This window comes from Mesorhizobium sp. WSM4809 (assembly GCF_055811655.1).
The window spans coordinates 24,524-42,832 of record NZ_JBVVQW010000023.1; the positions used below are offsets into that span (position 1 = coordinate 24,524).

10 protein-coding genes are annotated in these 18,309 nt (G+C 58.5%); 4 read left to right on the forward strand and 6 right to left on the reverse strand.

Annotated features, from left to right (window positions below):
• Positions 1 to 49: 49 nt before the first annotated feature.
• The gene (locus AC0L24_RS30865) at positions 50 to 247 is read left to right on the forward strand and encodes a hypothetical protein (protein ID WP_473564747.1); all 198 of its coding nucleotides are present in this window, start codon (positions 50 to 52) and stop codon (positions 245 to 247) included.
• Positions 248 to 487: 240 nt separating this feature from the next.
• On the forward strand, positions 488 to 736 hold the full coding sequence (locus tag AC0L24_RS30870; RefSeq protein ID WP_473564748.1) for a hypothetical protein: 249 nt from the start codon (positions 488 to 490) through the stop codon (positions 734 to 736).
• 698 nt (positions 737 to 1,434) lie between these two features.
• Here the strand turns inward: AC0L24_RS30870 and AC0L24_RS30875 are convergent.
• A complete protein-coding gene (locus AC0L24_RS30875; RefSeq protein WP_473564749.1) occupies positions 1,435 to 4,818 on the reverse strand; it encodes a DEAD/DEAH box helicase in 3,384 nt (1,127 codons plus the stop codon).
• Between the two features lie 689 nt (positions 4,819 to 5,507).
• On the opposite strand from AC0L24_RS30875, the gene AC0L24_RS30880 reads away from it, so the two are divergent.
• Both AC0L24_RS30880 and AC0L24_RS30885 read left to right on the forward strand, forming a co-directional pair.
• Entirely contained in the window at positions 5,508 to 7,247 is a 1,740-nt protein-coding gene (locus AC0L24_RS30880; RefSeq protein WP_473564750.1) for a DNA methyltransferase, read from the forward strand.
• A gap of 799 nt (positions 7,248 to 8,046) precedes the next feature.
• Complete coding sequence (locus tag AC0L24_RS30885; protein WP_473564751.1) at positions 8,047 to 8,616, forward strand: hypothetical protein; 570 nt, start codon at positions 8,047 to 8,049, stop codon at positions 8,614 to 8,616.
• A gap of 330 nt (positions 8,617 to 8,946) precedes the next feature.
• Here the strand turns inward: AC0L24_RS30885 and AC0L24_RS30890 are convergent, their stop codons facing one another.
• The 5 genes from AC0L24_RS30890 to AC0L24_RS30910 form a co-directional block, all read right to left on the reverse strand.
• Positions 8,947 to 12,243 (reverse strand): metallophosphoesterase, encoded by a 3,297-nt coding sequence (locus AC0L24_RS30890; RefSeq protein ID WP_473564752.1) that lies wholly within the window; start codon positions 12,241 to 12,243, stop codon positions 8,947 to 8,949.
• A gap of 1,055 nt (positions 12,244 to 13,298) precedes the next feature.
• The gene (locus AC0L24_RS30895) at positions 13,299 to 14,378 is read right to left on the reverse strand and encodes a GlxA family transcriptional regulator (RefSeq protein ID WP_473564753.1); all 1,080 of its coding nucleotides are present in this window, start codon (positions 14,376 to 14,378) and stop codon (positions 13,299 to 13,301) included.
• Positions 14,379 to 14,533: 155 nt separating this feature from the next.
• On the reverse strand, positions 14,534 to 15,058 hold the full coding sequence (locus tag AC0L24_RS30900; protein ID WP_473564755.1) for a sarcosine oxidase subunit gamma family protein: 525 nt from the start codon (positions 15,056 to 15,058) through the stop codon (positions 14,534 to 14,536).
• Positions 15,051 to 18,017 (reverse strand): sarcosine oxidase subunit alpha family protein, encoded by a 2,967-nt coding sequence (locus AC0L24_RS30905; RefSeq protein ID WP_473564757.1) that lies wholly within the window; start codon positions 18,015 to 18,017, stop codon positions 15,051 to 15,053. The genes AC0L24_RS30900 and AC0L24_RS30905 overlap by 8 nt, the downstream gene beginning before the upstream one ends.
• The gene (locus AC0L24_RS30910; protein WP_473564758.1) at positions 18,017 to 18,292 is read right to left on the reverse strand and encodes a sarcosine oxidase subunit delta; all 276 of its coding nucleotides are present in this window, start codon (positions 18,290 to 18,292) and stop codon (positions 18,017 to 18,019) included. The genes AC0L24_RS30905 and AC0L24_RS30910 overlap by 1 nt, the downstream gene beginning before the upstream one ends.
• Between the last annotated feature and the right edge of the window lie 17 nt (positions 18,293 to 18,309).

The following is an 18,309-nucleotide window of genomic DNA, read 5'->3' on the forward strand; positions in this document are numbered from 1 at the left end:
CTGCTCTGACGCATAGGCAGGCGACTAACTGGCGGAAGGCGTTCCCGGGATGCTGATTTTCTCACGGCGCACTTTGCAGAAAATGATCAATACCGCTGCCGCTCACATGCCAGCCGACCGATTGAGAAAACTGGCTACGAATGTCGACAACCCCAACAAGAACGCGATTCCGGAAGTCTGGGAGCTCTATCTTTTCGTTGGCCATCTCCTGGCACACGATGCGAAGCACGAAGCACCCGCTCTCTGAAGTGTATCACCAGCCCGGGATTATCGATTGCGACGGGTCGCTTCCACTGATGGTTTGGCTGGATGTCAGCATCAGGACGTTCCCACTTGTCGCCTTGCAGCCCGACCCTTAGCGATAGAGACGAAACCGCACGACGCAAGTCATTGCACGCTGTGGCCCTACGACATGAACTTCGCGCTTTCCTTCGCCCTCCGAAGGCCTCCGCTAGCGGGTCGATCCACCATTGGGAGCGCGACCGCGATGGCAGAGGAAACCAGGACTGGACCACAGGCTTTGGTTCCGGCGAACGACAACGGCGACCTCGCCAACCCCGAGGGGCGCCCAGAAAACTTGGCGGCCAGGCTGGATCGGGTCATGCTGGATATCGCCCGGCTGATCGGCCGGCAGCTGGCGCGAGAGGCATTCGAGGCGGGGCTGGCGGCCAACGACAATCGGCCGGGCCGCCGAGACCTGGGGTCGTTGGCAACCTGTTCCGCGCAATTGCGGTGACAGTCATAGGGTACGAAGCCCGTCTCCAGCAGATCTTCCGCAGGCGGCCGCGTCACGACCACGCGCGGTAGTGCAATCACCTCGGCGTAGATTGTCGCTTCCCAGGCCGACGGCGGGAAGGCCATGAGTTCTATACTTCTCTGAATCATGTCTGCGGGATCACTGCCCGCGACGTTAACAAGAGTCACCATACCACCCTTTTTCTCAATTCCGATGATGACCACGATCCACGTATCTATGCCGGTTCATCCTGGCGTCGGCAACCTCAGGTGGCCATGGAAGACTCCGGCAGAAAGGCGGCGGCCGTCGGTCTGAAAATTTCTATGTCGTGACCTGGTGGACCATCGCAAGCGGCAGCAATCTACCGGGTCGCGCCACAAACATTTTAGGTAGCGAGTTCACGGGCGTCTTTGCCAAAAGCTGCCCCATTCCATGGGGCCGTCGCCGAAAAGCTGCCATTCCGTTCTCGCCCCCGACACTGAGCTGTCACGCGGGTGAGGGGATGGACGAATCATCCGCTTGGCGCGCGGTTTCACTTCCCTGCCCCTGGCCTGTATATGTTGGCCGAACAAAGGGGGATGAAGGTTCCTCACGGCTCGCGTCAGCACGAACCCTCTACGCTTTGAACGGCGGCTCTGCGCCTTATTCCGGACGTGCAATTTATCGGCTCCAATCTGCAAAAAGCATCCGTCGTATATCTAATGCGCGAAGATGCGCAGCCTAGCGTTTGCGCGGCTGCACACAGTCGTCAGGCTGTCGATATACATGATTAGCTGCCGGGTTCGGTTGGAGAGCGTGCTCGCGAGCGCGAGGTTGCGAGCACGCTCCACATCTAGCAATCGGCCCGCGACCAGCCAGACCTCTTTATTGATCCGCCGATCACGAAGCGCCGCGCGGACCGTGGGTGCAATCTTATCCTCCGCGATGCCGTCTGCATTTTTGAAGATGCGAATATTGGCGCCTTTTGGTACCGGAATAGCCGTACTGTTCGCGGTATAGCCGCGTTGCCAGCGATCATCCTCGATCTGCGGTGACGAGGTGATGAAGAAGCCAAGTGAGGCGGCTACCTGTCGTCCAACCTCCTGGATCGCGGTGACAGAGGCTTTATTATCGCTTCCATCTTTGCCCAAGGCTTTGGCGTGAAGGAGCACTACCTTAGTCTTGGAAACAAGGATGAAATCGGCAAGCTCTTGTCCATCATCATCGAGCAGGATGAGCGGAAATTCGCGAAGCGCGTCAGCGTAAGCGTCAGGTCCAGGCCCAGCCAGGCCGATATAGCGGCTGGTAAGCCCGAATATGGATTCCTTTTCCCATTTCGCGGTGTCGCCCACCGCCCATGCTACCTCCCCTTTTTCGACAAAGGTCTTTTCAAGGGCGGGGATCGCCTCTGCGACATCAAGCGCTGGTACCCGATTGTCGATCACCAGATCGCGGGCTTTTACCCAGTTACCATGCATGTAGACCTTATCGGCCTCGGCGGTAAGAATGCGGAAGGCCTGGTCGGTGTTGATCCGCTCGGTGAGAGTCATCACGGTGCCCGATGCCGAAAGCCCTTGGCCGAATTCGGCATTTAGGGCGTCGCTGGCGAGCATGTAGCGATTGGACTTGCTGTTATAACTGATCGCGCAATCGAGTTTGCGGCCATCGATCATGGTCACTTGGAACTTGCCGTCGACGATGTCGGCACACAGGTCGAGCACGGCGGGTGTCCTCGGCGCTGACGGTTGTCCTTCCTTGTCGGCGATGAAAACGCCGAAATCGTCGAGTGGCTGAAGATCGAGTAGGATGTTCGTCGGCTTCTTGGCCTTATCCGGATCCGGAATGGCAAGCTGGGCAAATCGCTCGAAAACCCGATTGCTAGCGGTGGCAGTGGTGAGTTCGCTGTCGATGGCGGTCGCCCAGCGCACATAATCGTCGATGCTAACCCGCCGGACGCTAGCATCAGTGAGCTTGGAGCGGCTGAGACCCAGATAGCGCGCGGTGTTGTTGACGTAGCCGGCGACATTGGTCGGTAGCAGAACGGCATCTAGTAAGTCGGTGAAGGTGTCTTCAAACGACGCTGTACTGGTCGTCATCGTTCGGATCGCGCGATCGGCCATTTCCAAGGACGCGGTCGCGAGCTTGGTGATCCGGACCTTTTGTGCCGTGCTGCTCGGACCGAACAGCCGGACCAGCTCTCCCCGGTCCAGCCGCGCAACGCCGATCTTACCGGCATCAAACGGCACGCCATCCGTGTCGAAGACGAATAAGCGATTATTTACCCGCACCATGAGGGTCAGTCCGAACTGCCATTCGGTGACGAAATGGCGGCTCAGATAAGGGCTTTCATCGACCGTGAAGAAGGTCCATCCCCAGGCATTCTCGGGCAGACGCGCGATCGGACGAACAACGAACCGATTTCGCGCGAGGATGCCTTCATAGGCCTCCGTCTCGACGAGCTTGTCGTGAAACCCGGCGCCAATTGAAAAGATGGCGGCGCGGCGCGGTACAAGGAGATCGTCGCGATCAAGCGATCCCAAAACTGGCAGTCGTTCGCGGAAACGCCCATCGACATATTGCTGCTCGGGCATCTGCGGGACGATCTTCTCGGGCAGGTAGGCCTCACCCGGGATGATGCTGGCGAGGCTCGTTTCGCCAGCGGCTTCGAAGGCGAGATATTGGTCCCAGCTTGTCTTGAGCCGCGAAAGCTGATCCGAGTTGCGCGCGATTACCGTCGCGGTCTGTATCTCTCGGCGCTTAGCGTCGGTCGAGCGAAGCACGCGGCCGATTTGCTGGACGAGCTGTCGGTCATTGGTGAAATCATCGAGAAGGGCTACCGCCACGAAGGTTGCATCGTCGATGCCTTCGAGCAATTTTGTCTGGTGCAGCCAGAAGGTCGCACCGCCGGATGCGGCCTGAGCCTGCTTGACGGTCACGAAGCGTCCCGGATGAGCCTGGCGATTCTCGTCCTTGCGCACCTGATCGTGGATCAGCACGGCGTTGGACTGTTCGTCTCCAGCCAGCAGAGGCTGGAGCGCTGCGAGCGCGCTCCAGGATGCGGCCCGTACAATGATCTTGGATCCGGCGGGCTTTTCCGCGAGCAGCGATGGCATGATCGCAAGCAGCTGCTCGGCGAAAGTCCTGATCGCGGTCTTGTCCGCTGCGGTCAAGTCCTGGTCTGTATCGTAGAGGGCGGAATCGATTGCTGGCAAACTGCCATCGCGGGTTGCGAGATCGACAAATTGTACCTCGCGCACGATCCTAGCCTCGGCGGCCTTCGGGAAGGGGAAATTGTAGGCGTAGGCGCCCCGCACCGAAAAGAGCTTATAATCGTTGCGGAACGGCGTAGCACTCAACAGAAGTGTGGGACGCGAAAGCGAGCGTACACTTCGGCTCCAAGATGCTGCGGGCTCATAGTGCCCTTCGTCGACGACGACGAGATCGAAAGTTGTGAGCAGGGCGAGAATTTGGTCGAGCCGGAGGAGCTCGGACGACTGTTTCGTCTCCAGCGGGCCGATAGTCGCCTTTCGCGCAAGCCGATCCCGATCGATCCGTATCTTGTCGAGAGCCTGTAGGGTGCCGATCAGGATGACACGCTCACGTGTCTCGGCCTCGCGGCAGATCCGCTGGGTGCGGCCAGCATTGGGAAGGAGGATCCGGATCAATGCCGGATCGACGCCCGGTCCGGTCCAATCATCACCTGCTGCGTCGGCAACGCCCATATTGGCCCAAAAGCGCCGGCGGATATCACCATACATTTGCTGAACTAGGCCTTCACGCGGCGTCAGCACGAGCGCGCGGCGGAGATTGGGAAGACAGCGGGTCAGTACAGCGATGACGCCAGACTTGCCGCTACCCGTCGGCATCTTGATGAGCCCCGCTTCGGCGCGTCCATCCGGCTGACTTAGCCGGGCGTACGCTGCGCCAAATGCTATAGCCTGCTTCTGATTACCCCACAGGGAGAGGCCGGTCGGGCTTCCCGTCCAAACCGGCAGTGCCTCGAGCGCTGTGATATCGCTTCCGTAGCCTGCCTGGTCGAAACCGCCGCTAGGCGGGATTTCGAACGTCGTGTGCATGTCATGATAGGCAAGCTTAAGAAGCATCCAGTTTCCCCGTCTTGGCGACCTCGGAGATAGAGATGCAGACTACAGGGATTTGTCTACTCGTTTTCGCGGAATTGCTGCTAAAGCGCCTCGACTATCTTACCCGGTTGCTCACCGAGAAGTACGGCATTCGGCAATGCAGTGATCATGCACCTAATCCACTTCGATCCATATGAGCACGCCTTCTGGGTTGTGGCGAACGGCTTGATGTACGACCTCACGGCGCATTAGTTTCCGGGTCAGCGTCCCATTCATCGACGAGGAGCGGCACTGGCCTCTCTCCGCTGGACTGAAAACTGCCATTCCCCGAAATTGACGGCATGGCCGCTTGGGGTGGGACGGCGACGGGCGGCTTTCTCGGACCGGTCTGCAAGACACACCTGCGTTGATGTTGTCATGTGGCGTATTGGCCGCCGCAAGTTGTGGTGAACCCATGCACGCCATGTAACTGGGAATATGGCGCCGAGATTGCTAGAGTATCTCTGCTTGCCGAACCGGAACGGGCTCCAAAAACCGCTTCAATTCCTCATGTTGGTCAGCAAGGAACAGGGCGTCCTTGACGCGGTCATGCAGGGTCAAATCACAGGCCGAGGGCTCGCGCCCTCCGTCACGGGCTTCGCATCCCAAAGATAGGTTAACGGCTCATTGGGGAAATTCAGGCAAGATTTGTCAGAGTGGGGGCAAATGTTGTGATAAAAAACCATCTATGGTTCGGTGATAATCTGACCGTTTTGCGGCAGCAGATTCAATCTGAGAGTATCGATCTTGTTTACCTGGATCCGCCATTCAATTCCAATGCGACATACAACATCCTCTATAAAACACCCGTTGGGGGGGACGCGCAGGTCAAAGCTTTCGAGGATACGTGGAGTTGGGAGGACGGAGCCTCGAAGGCGCTCGATGATTTGAGCCGCGAGGACATAACCACTTTCAACATGCTTCGCGCCCTCCAATCGTTTCTGGGCCGAAGTGATATGATGGCCTATCTTGCAATGATGGCGGTTCGGTTAGTCGAACTGCGACGCGTTTTGAAGTCCGGAGGCTCGATTTACCTCCACTGCGACCCCACCGCCTGCCACTATCTCAAAATCTTGATGGACGCCGTCTTCAAAGGCGAGGGCTTCATCAATCACATCTCGTGGAAGCGATCACATGCGCACAGTGACGGTCGCCAAGGTGCCAAGCATTTCGGACGCAACTCCGACACGCTGTTATTCTATTCTCGTTCTTCTGATCGTGTCTTTAACGTCCAATACACGCCATATTCGGAGGAGTACAAAGATCGAGACTACCGTCGCGTCGAGGAAGATGGGCGACGGTATCGGTTGGACAATATCCAAGGTCCCGGCGGAGCAGAAAAAGGCAACCCCTCGTATGAGTTGATGGGAGTGACCCGCTATTGGCGTTACTCCAAGGCAAAGATGGCCGCCCTCGTTGATGAAGGCCGGATCGTTCAGACGAGACCTGGTGCAGTTCCTCAGATCAAGCGGTACCTGGATGAGATGCCGGGCGTCCCGTTGCAGGAAATTTGGACGGACATACCGATTATCAGCAACCGATCAAAGGAAGCTCTTGGATATCCGACCCAGAAGCCGCTCGCTCTGCTTGAACGAATAATAGCCGCCTCCACCAACCAGGGAGACGTGATCTTGGATCCGTTTTGCGGCTGCGGTACGGCGATTCATGCAGCCGAGAAACTTAACCGCATCTGGATAGGGATCGATATAACCTACCTCGCGATTCAAGTGATCGAAGATCGATTCAAAACCTGGTTGCCTGCAGCATCCTACAAGCTGAATGGTATTCCTGCGGATGAGATGTCGGCGAGGAAACTCGCTGCTCACGACCCGTATACATTTCAGCAATGGGCCGTTGGAAAAGTGGGTGGTCAATCGCGAGGAAAAGGGGCGGACGGAGGCATCGACGGCGAGATTGTGTTCCAGACGGGTACCCAAACCTACGGCCGAGGTTTGGTCTCCGTAAAGGCTGGCCGTCACGTTGGGCCCGAAATGATCCGATCGCTCTGTGCCGTCGTTCAACGCGAGCAAGCAGATATCGGAATTTTCGTTTGCATGGACGAACCGACACGGGACATGAAGTCAGAAGCCCATGGCTTTGGACGCATTACGCTTCCTGGGGGTGATCGCCCGAGGATTCAGATCGTAACGGCTGCCGACTTAATCAGCGGGCCGAACCTCGGAATCTTAACTGCACTCAACATCGTCGCGGCGGCACAGGCAGCGCGTTCAGTCGCTCGTAAGCAGCCCCAGCGACGGCCCTCTGCCGACGAGCTCCGTCGGCAGCCAGAGTTGCCTCCGATGCCGATCTCTGGAGGTAAAATCTCCAGAGGCCAGCCCTCTTTGCCTCTAGAAGATCCCCTACTTTCGCATCCTCAGCCGGGACAAGGGCGCCGGCGGAAGCGCAACTGATACCCGGCTTAGCACAAAGTGTCTCGCACGCTACCGGAAGCTGCTGGGAGCGCATGATGAGCGGTGCGGCGGCAAATGAAACGCATGGCGCCGGTATGCTGACGGACGCCATGTGAACAAGGAAATCCGCTCCGGCGGATGAGAACCGATGCATACCGGGAACGACGGAACGCAAATTATCCTGCCGCCGCGCCGATCGACCGACAGCCGGACCGCGCTCGATTGCCTGTGACGACGCGCTGTCAGACCGATGGAAAAGTGCGCCACCACGGTTCGAGCGCTGCACTCGTGCAGCCAAAACACCCCGTCGCAGAGCGCGGAAGTTTGCACGGCGCATCGGAACTCGACGCCCAAAAGCGGAATCGTAGCAAGGAGAATGGATTCGTATATTATCGTATCCGAGAGGAGTAACGACGATTGGCACAAAGTATCTCGAAACACGACCGATTAAGATGGCAAGAGAAAAGGGCGCACATTGTGCTGGGGTCGGTTGGTTGTTTTTGCTAGGATTTTTTGCACCCTCGGCACTTTACCGCAGTGTGCGCTCCAATGCTAAACAATTGTATTTGCTCAACAATTGACAATGTGCTTCTCAGTTGGCAATTGCATTGTCCACGGATAGGCCCGACAAGAGGGTCCTGCCTCTCGCGCATACGCGCTCTTTACTGCGCAAGGAATTATGACCGAATGGTCGTGACGGGTTCACGCCTCGGTGCAATGCTCCAGAGCCAGCTCCGCCGAAGGCTGGATGCGCCCGAACCCCGAGTAATCTAGGGTAGACATCGGGCAGGAGGATATTATGCGTCGAACTTTAGAGGACGAATTCAATATCATCGAATACGTGCTGTGTTCCGGCTTGGAGACTCGCGGTGTCGATGCGTTTTGCCTCGCGTGGATCAAATACGAGCGGCAACAACGGAAGATCTGCTCTTTTCTGGTATTCCAAGCCTCGGCGATCGGACCGGATCAGGCCTCGTCTGTGCGCCAAGCGCTAGCCAACAACAAGGGCATAGCCCACACAGGCTTTCGCGGTGGGATACAGCGGCTGACCGGGCTTCGCTTCAAGGACGAGTTCGGCGATCGCTATGGGCCACTCAACGCCGCGCTCGATCACGCTTGGAAAGCCCGCGATAAGATTTTCCACGGCCAGCAAACCGGGCAAGGCTATTCGAGAGAGCAGCTACTCGCAAAGGTCGATAGCATCCGCGAGTGGTGCGGGCTACTCGCAGCGCTCGGGGCTGCCAAATTCGGCTATGATGGCTTTTCTGCCACAAATTCAATGTTCAAGGCAAAGAACGAGGAACTGACGGCCGCCGTCGACAAGGCACTGGGGAAGCTCGGCTGGGATGGTTTCATCAACCAGCTTTAGTCGTGCACAGGATGAAGACGTTATGGTAGGGAGCAGCCTTTCCACGCTGCGATAATGATGCGTTCACGTAGCGCATTCGGGAAGGCCCTCGATGAGCAGGTGTCCTACGTCGGGACGGTGAATGCTGGAAGCCTCCGGAAGTTTCCAAGGTAACATTTGGACCATCCCACGCTCGGCAATCTGAGGGTGGAGAATGTCCGTCTTCAGAACATCGTTTTTGCGGTGAACGGCCAGGTTAAGGCGGTTTGCGGCCCACCGGAGACAGTGGACGGTTCGTCCAGATCGCCGCTGCAGCCTTTGTCATAGCCTGTCGCCGACCGCGACCGCCAGTCAGCCTTCAATCGCAAGTGGAGTCCTGGCAGTGGAATGTAAGCGCGCTTTGAAATAGCTTCCGTCACGATTTTCCGGAATTGCACTATCATCTCCCTTGGCTATCGACGCCAGCGAAGAGATGTACTGCTCCTCCTTTTCTCCCACGCCCCTAACCCTCCAGATGAATGAGCTGTTGCGGAACAACGCGAAGAGGTTGTTCATCTCGCGGCGTCTGGCAAAGCTCTTCCAGAGTGCCCGGTGGCACCTGTCGAAAAGCGAGGGTATCCGTTGGATGAACAGGTACTGGTAGGCCGCGATGAGCCGGGAATGGTCTGCATTCGAAAGCGCTTCACCGCGCTCAAGGACTTGCTCGGCCAAACTGACCGCGGCCCTCGCCAGGTTGTATATGTCGTCCGAATCCTCTTTTGGGCTCAGCACCTCATTCAAATACCTGTCCGCAACCCCCTTGTCGTCGCTCTCGCTTGCCAACTGAAGTGCCAGATTGTTCGCGACGATATGCGATTTTTTCTTGCGCGCCTCCAGCTGCAGCCTCACGAGTTTGGTTGTGCGCTCCGGGCTTGCGGGCTCGCTCTGGATGATGATCGATCTCGCCTGCAGCTTGTAAGAGTTGTCCTTAGTGGCCTTGAGAAGCTTCTCGGCGTATTCCTTAGCCTTCGGATCTCCGCCGTGAGCCAATGCCAGCGAAAGCCAGAGGGATTCGCGATCTGATCTATCAAACTTTGAGGGGTCCAGCTCTTCCAATACATGGATCGCTCTGGACCGCTCTCCAGTCAGCCGCAGCGCCTGGCCATAGTTGAGCCGAACGCGAGCGACCATATCGTCGGCGACATCGGCCGGTGCCGTGTGCAAGAACGACGAGGAGAATTCGGAAGCACCGTAGTAGTGTGATCCTGAGTTGAGAGCGTCGGCAAAGGCTGCGCTCAGGTGCATCAGCGCGATAACCTCCTCCATGTCGCTGGCCCGCAACGCCGTTTTTAGTAGGCGCAGTAGAATAGCCGAAGCATTCGCGATCTCATGGTGCGAACACTTCGGACTGGAATACTTTCGGTCAGGGGGCCAACTGGTGGATCCGGCTCGCCAATTTGAGCCAAAATACAATTCCGCCGCGCGCCTGTTGTGCTGATTGAGAAGCTCTTCGGACATCTGCCCACGCACGACGTCGCGCACCGTGCGGGGAACGGTCAATATCCTGCGGATTTCAGCCTGGCTCTGCTGCTCCAGTCCCGGAAGAGTAGAAGTGACTATAAGCGCGCGATGGCGAAGCTCGGTTGCATTGGTGGGATAGAATCCGTTGACCCCGTTGAAACGTTTAATGTGCTCGAATTGAGCTCCATGAGGAAATGTTGCCAGCGCTTGCAACATCTGCAGAGCGCGCTGCAGCATTGGCTGAGTGGCGGCGCCCAGGTCCTCGATCGCTCGCCGGAGACCCTGGGAACCGCTTGAAGGTTCGTTCTCGCCAGTCTCCTGATGGCTCGCGACCAGCTCGGACAAAGTTACGACCTGTAGTGCCTTTAGCGCTTGGTCGACCTGATCAGGAACGCCCCCGGTGATGAGCAGCAATTTGGCAACCGCATCCTGAGCCGCCAGCTCGATGCCGCCTTCTGGACTATTGGCGATGTAGGCTTTGAGATCGGGCTCGTCTAGGGCTCCGATCTTGACCTTCCCGAACTGGCTATTCGCCGGATCAGAACTGGTGCGCAACAGGATTGCTATGCCGGGGCAATAGTCCAGGATAGCTTGGGAAAGGGCCTCTAGCTCTGCCTCTCTAGGTATCGTGCCCTGCACTCGTTCTCCCAGGACCAAATCGTCCAGGAGCAGGACGGCCGCGTCGCCAGTCGCAAGCTCGTCCGATATCTGCTGGATCTTGAAGCCTAGCCTGGCCTCGATTTCCTGGGCAAGATCGCTGCCGGCGGACATTTCGCTCAAGTCGAACCGGAACACAGGCCAGTCCGACATCTCATGCATTTGCAGGACGGAAGACACAAACTCGTCCGAACCCAGCCCCCAATCGGCAATGATCCACAATGCGCGCTTTGTCAGCGCGTTGGCAGCAATGTCTTGCTCCTCCTTCCTGACGAAGGCGTGGGGCCCGGGTGGCAGAAGGTGATGCCTGAATCTTGAAAGGAGGTTTGTCTTTTCTGTCCACGCCGTCGCGACGAATGCTTCCTCTCTTTCTGCCTGCGCGAGAGGCGAGACGGGACTCACCACCCCAGCGGCTGCGGACTTGATCACTTGCTTGTCAGGCAGTTGCGTCACCGTGCTCTCATTATCGGGCAAGATGAACTCGAAATTGGGAGTGACCCGACTCTGGCCTGATCTCGTGGCTTGGTACGTCCGAGGCCAGATCCTGAGCTGCCGACCCTTCTCGTTTATGACAAGCGCGCCGGCACTATAGCCGTGGATGCGTTGGGTCCTACCGTCGCCGAAATGTTCCAGGCCAAAAAGGGACGGGGACTGAAATATGGCTACCGGGGACGAGCCCATCTGCGACAGGCTGCTTGAGAGAGGCTCGTGCATGTGACCGAATAAATGGAGATCGAAACGGCCAGGCGGAGCGATCTCCTTCTTCCATGTGTCCAAGCTGCCTGGCGTCAACCACTCTGCCGGTTGATGGGTGACCAGAAGATTGAAGTCGTTTGCGCGGCACCAGCCTTCCGCATCCGGCAGTAACACTGAAAGCTGCTGATGGTCCACGTGCAGATCGCCGGCCTTGTTCTCCTTGCTCAGTTGAAGCCATGTGGAGTTTAGACCGATCAGGCCAAGCTGCCTGTCGTCCTTGGCGAACCTGACGACCTGATCGCCAGGCAGGAAGCCATGGGCCGCATCAACGACGGATATCCCGACCGCGCCAAGCGCTTCGTACCAGGCCTGGTAGTTAGCAAAGGCGCTCCGAATGGTTTCTCGATAGGGACCAGTAGGGTTGTTTAAGAAATCATCGCGGACATTGTGCTTCTTCGACCAGTCCTGCAGCAACATCGCGGACATATCGCTGGCGCTTGGGCGAACGAGGTCATGATTCCCTGGAACCGCCATGAACTTGGGCGAGCAATCCAAGTCCGTCAACTTTCCGTAGAGTTCCACAAGCGCAGCCGTTGCGCCCTTAAATTCTTCGGCGTCGCCCTTCTGCACTATGTCACCGGAGAAGATCAGGAGATCCCACGGCCCCGACTGACGATGCAACAGAGGAAGGTCATCGTAGAAATGATGCTTGAGGTTGGCCCAGAGCGGTGCTTGGCCTTTCATGCCGAAATGAAGATCTGACAAATGGAGCCAGCGGAAACTTACGTCAGACATCAATCAGCTATTCAGGTTTTCTCGTGATCCGACTCATCGGCCTTAGACAACAGTCTGTCATTAAGCTTCACGCTCCGAAAGTGTCCCGGCAAATAAGTGAGGGATTTGGCCGACGTTCATCCAATGGGGCAATAGGAGGAGCTGATTAACCACCCCTCGCCGGATTGGCAGCTTTTGGTCGATCATCAGAGCGGGACGAGGCGCAAAACCGCCGCTCGCTCGCTACGGCGCTGTTTACGGCGCGCTCGCGAGCGGCTACCCTCGCGCTACCAGGAATCAATCGTCCCGAAAAGGCTCGCCGGAGCCGCGGAAATGTGCAGGGCTATTGACGGCTAAAACACCCAACGCCCTCAATGTTCGCCTTTTGTGCCTCGAAAGTCGCATAAATGGCAGACTGGTATGCCGTCCAGAATTATCTGTCGTTGGTGAGACTCCAAGTCCAGAATTATCTGTCGTCGGCCTTACTGCTAAGTGGCTCATATCCCACCATTTTCGCCAGAAGAGGTTACCAATGCCCTTCGGTCAACAGGTTACCAATGTGCCCCAACGACAATTAATTCCGAATTGGCGCTAAGGGGCTGTCGTCATAGCTTATTGTGGCGCTGATTGGTAACCTGAGGCCCCCCAACACGCGGATTGGTAACCCGCAGGAACAGGTTTTGGTAACCCCTATCGAATGAGTCGCGCTCGCACTTCTCGGCGGATTCTAAGCCCGGCTTAATTCCGGACAACGACAGATAATTCTGGACGGCATACAGTTCTTGTTCCGACCCCCAAAGGCAGGGCCTCGGGCACATTGTTGCGTGTTGTCGTCACGCGCTGCTGGGCTGCTGCGTGCCCTCGCAAGCACGTCATCGCCGGCGCGGAAATAATCGCTGGTTTCGCCGGCGTCTTCACCAGGTCCATCTCGGCTGGTTGCCGCAATACAGCGCTTTGGACCCGCTTCAAGTCCGAGGTTATAAACGATTTGCGCGATCCAGAGATTGGCCACCAACGGCTTGTGATAGAGAATGCCTGATAGAAGATGCACGTGCGACTAGAAGGGGACACCAAGATCAGGTGCTTTGGGCAGGTTTCCTCAGGCGGCCGGCTGCATGGCCGCCCTGAGCGGCAGGCCAAACGGGTCGCGTGGCTAGCCCGCTTCGTCGGCGTTGTAGGGCTTCCGAGCGAGCCTCACGTGGAGCCAGTCCGTAATTCTCGCGATATGCCTTGGAAAAGTGCGAGGCCGAGATGAAACCACAGGCCATCGCGATCTCGACGATTGGGAGTTGCGAGTTCAAGATCAACAAGTGCGCCCGCTCAAGTCTCATCTCGAGATAGTATCGCGCAGGCGAACGTCCTATTTGTTTCGAAAAGATGCGCTCAACTTGGCGCCGAGACAAACAGCTGGACGCAGCTATGTCTTCGAGCGCTAACGGCTCGTCGATATGCCTTTCCATCTGTTCGATGATCTTCAAAAGGCCATTGTGGTGAATGGCCGCGCCTGCATGCAGCGGTAGTCTCTGACGATCTCCAGGTTCCCGGACCCTCATAGCGGCGGCTTTTTCGCACATCCGGTTTGCAATAGAGTAGTCATAATCTTCTCTGACGAACTGCACGAACATGTCGAAAGCAGCATCTCCACCCGAGCAGGAGTACAAGTCTCTGTCGATCTCATACGCAGATTCGACCGCCGCGACACTTGGAAACTTTTCCACGAACGATGGGAACTGTTCCCAGTGTACTGCACATTTCCGTCCATCCGCCAGACCTGTCTGGGCGATGCTGAAGACCCCGCTCGCGATTCCGACTAGGTCTAGCTTCCTAGCCCGGCATTCCCGCAACCAGCCATGGAGGGCCCGATTTGCGGTAAGTGGTTGGCTGCCCCCGCAAATTGCGGCCACTGAGGGCGACCAGCCCGTTTTGCCAAGAAGACAGCGTTCCTCGTTGAGCGAGGTATCGACGGAGATCGCAGGTCCACAACTCGATCTTACAGGGTGTCCGTTATCAGATATAACTCGCCAAGCATAAATCTCCGATTCAAGCACTTCGTTGGCAAGCCGTAGGGCCTCTACTGCAGAAGAAAAAGCCTGTAGTGAAAATCCCGGCCCAAGATAGAGACTGAACAGGCGTTTTGCTACCTTCATCTTCAGCATCGTTACGCTTCTCTCAAGATCTGGAACCCATTCAGACTTTGGTTTTGAGGCCTTAGGATCGAAAACGGCCCGGAGCGAGACGTCTGCAAGGTAATTCCGTTAAGTACGCGGCAAGTAAACCGCATCACATGAAAATGTTGCGCTAGATTCTTGAACTATCTATACTCAGCGCTAATCCCTGTGAGATGGTCCCAAAGGCTCTCCGCAAAGCTCCTGAGCACAATTAACTCGAAGGCGTCACTGCCGATGCGAGTGATATGAGCGGCGATATGGCCGATCAGGGTTGTTGCCGATCGGCCGACGGGAAAGGAGTCGGCGGAAAGGTCGATGGCCGTACCCTTTGATAGGATGCGTTCTGCTTGGTCGCCGTCGATGCGGATACGGACGCGGCCGGCGCTCTGGTCGACGCCCGTCGAGCGCGGTTCGAGCGTCTCGAATAGCGTCTTCATAGCGGAATGCGTCATCGGCTCGTCGCCAACCATAAACCACTGTCTCGGCGAAACGGCCCGGACGTCGCCTTTGCCAAGTCCGCTCAGGAAGGATGCCAGGTCCTGTTCTCGGGGCGCTGCAAGCACATAGACGATCGCGCCTTCGGGCAGCGCCGAGAGCCTTACTTTCGCAGAGGTGACCGCAGTCTTGGCGCCGAGCACCGGTTGAAGTGTCAGGCGTAAATCAGACATGGAGCCTCTCGTTCTGCGGATCGACAAAAACCGGATTGCACAGCCGCGCTGGGGTGAATTCCTTCTTCAAGCCGTTCCACACAACCACCTCTTCACCATGCCGTTCCGGCCCACGCTTCACCAGCGCCAACCCGATGGTCGAGCCGACATGCGGTGAAAAGGCACTCGACGAGACATAGCCCTCGTCGTTCTCGAGGGTCGGTGCGGCGTCCTTGGCGAGGATGTGCGAGCCGGTGCGGAATGTGGTCGTTGGATCGAGCGGGGCGACGCCTACAAGGCTCGGGCGATCCTCGGCCAATAGGCCCTCGCGGCCGAGCATCGCCTTGCCGATGAAATCCGGTTTGGCTGTCGACACCATCTTTGCGAATCCGAGATCCAACGGGATCACCGTGCCGTTGATCTCGTTATGCGTCACATGGCCCTTCTCGATGCGCAGTACGCTGAGCGCCTCGACGCCATAGGGCTGAATGCCATGTTCCTTGCCTGACTGGAGAACGGCGTCGGCGACGCTCTCGCCATAGCCGGCCGGCACGGCAAGCTCATAAGCCAGTTCGCCCGAGAACGAGATACGAAACAGTCGGCCATGCAGCCGGCCGCCGAACAGCGAGACTTCCTTTGCCGCAAGAAAGGGGAAGGCAGCGTTGGAAATATCATCATCGACGATCGCCTGCAGTGTAACGCGCGCCTTCGGCCCGACCACGGACATCTGTGCCCATTGGTCCGTCACCGAGGCGAGACGCACGTCGAGCTCCGGCCACAGCACCTGGGCGCAGAATTCGAGATGCGTCATGACGCCGGCGGCATAGGCCGTGGTCGTCGTCATGAAGAAGCGATCGTCAGCCAGGCGGCTCGTCGTGCCGTCATCATAGATGAAACCGTCCTCGCGCAGCATCAGGCCGTAGCGCGCCTTGCCGACCGGCAGTTTCAGGAATGGGTTCGAATAGACCCGATTGAGGAAGTCCGCCGCATCCTTGCCGCAGACCTCGATCTTGCCGAGCATGGAGACGTCGCAGATGCCGACATTCGTTCGAACGTTCAGGACCTCGCGATCGACGCTCTGTCGCCAGCTGGCTTCACCCGCGCGCGGGAACCAGGATGAGCGATACCAGAGACCGGTCTCGACGAAGACCGCGCCGTGCTTGTTGGCCCAGTCATGCAGAGGCGACTTGCGCACCGGCTGGAAATGATGGCCGTGATGCGGGCCGGTCAGCGCGCCGAAGCTGATCGGCGTGTAGAAGGGCCGGAAGGTCGTCGTGCCGACTTTGGCGGGAGAGACGCCACGCGCTTCGGCCAGCAGGCCAATTGCGTTGACATTGGAGAGCTTGCCCTGGTCGGTGGCCATGCCCGATGTCGTGTAGCGCTTGGCAAGTTCGACATCGCCATACCCTTCCTGCACGGCAAGGCCGAGATCCTTGCGGCCGACATCGTTCTGGAAGTCGACGAAGGCCTTGCCCTTCACGCCACGGATATTCCAGAGCGGGCGGGCCGGTGGAGCGACTATGTCGCCATCGACAGGACCGGCGTCGAATGGCTGGACGGCGAACCCGAGATCTTGGGCGATGGCAGCGCCGCGCGCGCCGCCCTCTGCAAAGCTTGCCGATAATCCGCTTGTGCCCGTGACGGCGCCTGCGAGCGCGAGGCCGCTGGTCTCCGACGGCGCCATGAAGGCGCCATGCACATCCGACCATTGCGGCTTGCCGCCGCGATGGCAGGCTAGGTGGATGATCGGGCTGAAGCCGCCGGACATGGCGAGCGCATCCACAGCGATGGCTTCGGTCGCCCCGTTTGCGGCCGTGACGTTGACGCTGGAGAGCGCTCTGCCGCCCTTGGCGTCAGACACGACGGCGCCCTTGATAAGGCGAGCTTTGCCGGTATAGGCGAACTGGGCGTCGGCGCGGCTGTCGATGATTGCGGTTAGCTGGACACCCGCCGCCTCGAGATCGCGGGCGAGTGCATAACCGCTGTCATTGGTGGTGAAGATGGCCGTGCACTGGCCGGGGGCCACGGCAAAGCGGTTGAGATAACTGCGCATCGCACCCGCAATCATCACACCGGGAATATCGTTGCCGCCGAACACGAGCGGCCGCTCCTCGGCGCCGGTGGCGAGCAGCGCCTTCTTGGCGACGATGCGCCACATGCGCTCGACCGGCTTGTTTGGATCGGGGTTGCGCACATGCTTCTGGGCGCGCTCCACAGCGCCAAAGACATTGCCGTCATACCAGCCGAAAGCGGTGGTGCGGGTCAGTACGCGTACATTCGGCAGCGTTTCCAGTTCGTCGGTGAGCCGCCTGGCAAATGCCGGCGCGCTTTCCCCGCCGATGGTCGCGGTCTCCGACAGCAACGATCCGCCCGCAAGGCTGTGTTCGTCGAGGATGATGACACGTGCCCCGGCACGGCCGGCGGTCAGCGCGGCGGCCAGCCCGGCGGGGCCGGCGCCGATCACCAGCAGGTCGCAATGCGCCCAGCTCTTCTCGTACCGGTCGGGATCGGCCTCGTAGGTCGCCTTGCCGAGACCGGCGGCTCGTCGGATAAAGGGCTCGTAGAGACCTTCCCAGAGCTTCGCCGGCCACATGAAGGTCTTGTAGTAGAAGCCCGCGGCGAGGAAGGGTGAGAACAGGCTGTTCAGCGAACCGATATCGAAATGGAGCGAAGGCCAGCGGTTCTGGCTCCGGGCTTCGAGACCGTCGTAAAGGTCCTGCATCGTGGCGCGGGTATTGGCCTCGGTGCGCCCTCCGCTGCCGATGGTCATCAATGCATTCGGTTCGGCGGCGCCGGCGGTCAGGATGCCGCGCGGCCGATGGTATTTGAAGCTGCGGCCCACCAGTTGGCGGCCATTGACGAGCAGGGCGGAAGCCAGCGTATCGCCGGCATGGCCTATGAGCGACTGGCCGTCGAAGCTGAAGCCGAGGCGTGACTGGCGATCGATCAGGCCACCCTTTGGCAGTCGATAGGAGGTCATCAGAACGTCTCCGCCGATAGGTCGAGCACGACGTCGCGGGAGCCCGAGATTTCGTGTGTCGCCGTATCGCGGCTCACCACCAGCCAGCGCCGGCAGCCCGACGTATGATGCCAATATTCCTCATAGGCGCCGCGTGGGTTGTCGCGCAGATAGACATACTCGATCCAGGCCCCCGGGGCGGCATCGGGCGCGGGCCGTGTGAGGGCCGCCCCTTTCACAGTGAATTCCTCCTTCGGCCGAGAGCCGCAATGTGGACACGGGATAAGGCTTGCCATGTTCAGTACCCTGCAAA